Source organism: Sphingopyxis sp. UBA6723 (assembly GCF_002454115.1).
GTDB lineage: Bacteria > Pseudomonadota > Alphaproteobacteria > Sphingomonadales > Sphingomonadaceae > Sphingopyxis.
On the sequence record NZ_DKIH01000007.1, the window covers coordinates 10,245 to 12,173 of the forward strand.

The 1,929-nt window shown below is 65.3% G+C and carries 2 protein-coding genes; both read right to left on the reverse strand.

What is annotated here, in order from left to right:
- Nucleotides 1-542: PCRF domain-containing protein (locus B4F07_RS05340; RefSeq protein ID WP_293704624.1), on the reverse strand; the 542-nt coding region annotated here is incomplete at its 3' end.
- Between the two features lie 56 nt (nucleotides 543-598).
- Nucleotides 599-1,855 (reverse strand): histidine--tRNA ligase, encoded by a 1,257-nt coding sequence (hisS, locus tag B4F07_RS05345; RefSeq protein WP_293700364.1) that lies wholly within the window; start codon nucleotides 1,853-1,855, stop codon nucleotides 599-601.
- Nucleotides 1,856-1,929: the final 74 nt, after the last annotated feature.

The window sequence follows — 1,929 nt, forward strand, 5'->3', positions numbered from 1 at the left end:
CGGTGGACGCCGCTTTCGAACTTCAGCCGCGCGAACACCCCCTGCCCGCTGACCGACGCGACGACTTCCTTGTAGCCGCCCATTTCGGCCTCGTTCGCCGAGATGATCTCGACCTTCCACCCCTGCCCGTCGGCAAAGCGGCTGTACATGCGCAGCAGGTCGCCCGCGAACAGCGCCGCCTCGTCGCCGCCGGTCCCGGCGCGAATTTCGAGCATCGCGGCGCGCGCATCGGCGACATCCTTGGGCAGCAGCTGGAGCGCGAGGTCATGCTCCGCGGCGGGCAGCGCCGCCTCGACCGCCGCGATTTCCTCGGCCGCCATCGCCTTCATCTCGGGATCGGCTAGCATTTCGTTGAGTGACGTCAGTTCGCCGCGCAGCCGCACAACTTCGCGCGCCGCGGTCGCGACGGGCTCAAGCTCGGCAAATTCCTTCGACGCCGCGACAAAGTCAGCGGGCGCCATATCGCCGGTCGCCATGCGCGCTTGCAGAGCGGCGTGGCGTTCGATGATGGCGTCGATCTGGCGTTCGGAAACCTGGGTCATCTACTCACTGTCGTTTCAATTCTTCGTCATCCCGGACTTAATCCGGGATNNCCGGATCAAGTCCGGGGTGACGATTGCAGGCAAGTTTCGACCGCCTTTGCACGATCGCTTTCGCCGCGCACGTTGATATGCGCAGCGCCGTCGCGCATCCCGATCGAAATCAATGCATGCGCCGGAATTTTTGCAGCCTTGTCGAAGCGCTTGCGCGGCGAGCCGCTGGCCACGATCTCGGTTGCGAAACCGTTGTTGCGCAGCGCAGAGACCGCTTTCATCGCGGCAGCCAGCTGCCCATCGTCCTCAACCGCGATCACGGCGTCCAATCGATTGTCGATGACCTCGTCGGCCAGCAACATCGCCAGCCGCTCAATCCCCGCCGCCCAGCCGACCGCCGCCGTCGGCGGGCCGCCGAGCGCTTCGATCAGCCCGTCATAGCGACCGCCGCCGAGCACGGTGCCCTGCGCGCCCAGCCGGTCGGTGACGAATTCGAACGCGGTGTGGCGGTAATAGTCGAGACCGCGCACCAGCCGCGCATTGCGTTCCCACGCAACGCCCGCCGCGTCCAAACCCGATGTCACCGCGCCGAAGAAATCCTGCGCCTCGCCGGTGAGAAACGCGTCGATGTCGGGCGCGCTGTCGGCGATCAGGCGGTCTTTAGGATCCTTGCTGTCCAAAATGCGCAGCGGATTCTTGTCGAGCCGCGCGAGGCTGTCCTCGGACAGATCGCCGCGATGCGCCTCGAAATGCTCGACCAGCGCCGCGCGCCAGGCATCGCGGCTCGCCGCATCGCCCAGCGTGTTGAGCGTCAAGGTCACGCCCTCGGCGATCCCCAGCTCCTTCAGCAGCTGATCGGCGAACACCAGCAATTCCGCATCCGCCAGCGGGCTGTCGCTGCCGAGCACTTCGGCGTCGAGCTGATGAAACTGGCGATAGCGCCCCTTTTGCGGGCGCTCGTAGCGGAACAAAGGCCCATGTGTCGCGACCTTCAGCGGCGCATATTGCTGCCAGCCGTTGGTGATATAGGCGCGCGCGATGCCCGCGGTGAATTCGGGGCGCAGCGTGATCGATTCGCCGCCGCGGTCGTCGAACGAATACATTTCCTTCGACACGACGTCGGTCGTTTCGCCCAGCGAGCGCGCAAACACCGCGGTCGGCTCGATCACCGGCACCTCGATCCGCTTGTAGCCATAGAGGCGGCGCACCCGTTCGAAGGTATCGACGACATGCGCAAAACGGTCGGCGAAATCGCCCAGCATGTCCTGGGTGCCGCGCACGGCCTGCGGCGTCGGGATTTTGGCGGATTTATCCTTGCTCATGGGCGCGGCGTCTAATGGGTTTTGGACGAAAGGCAAAGTGCCGCCGTCAAACCTTCTCCCCTTGCGGGAGAAGG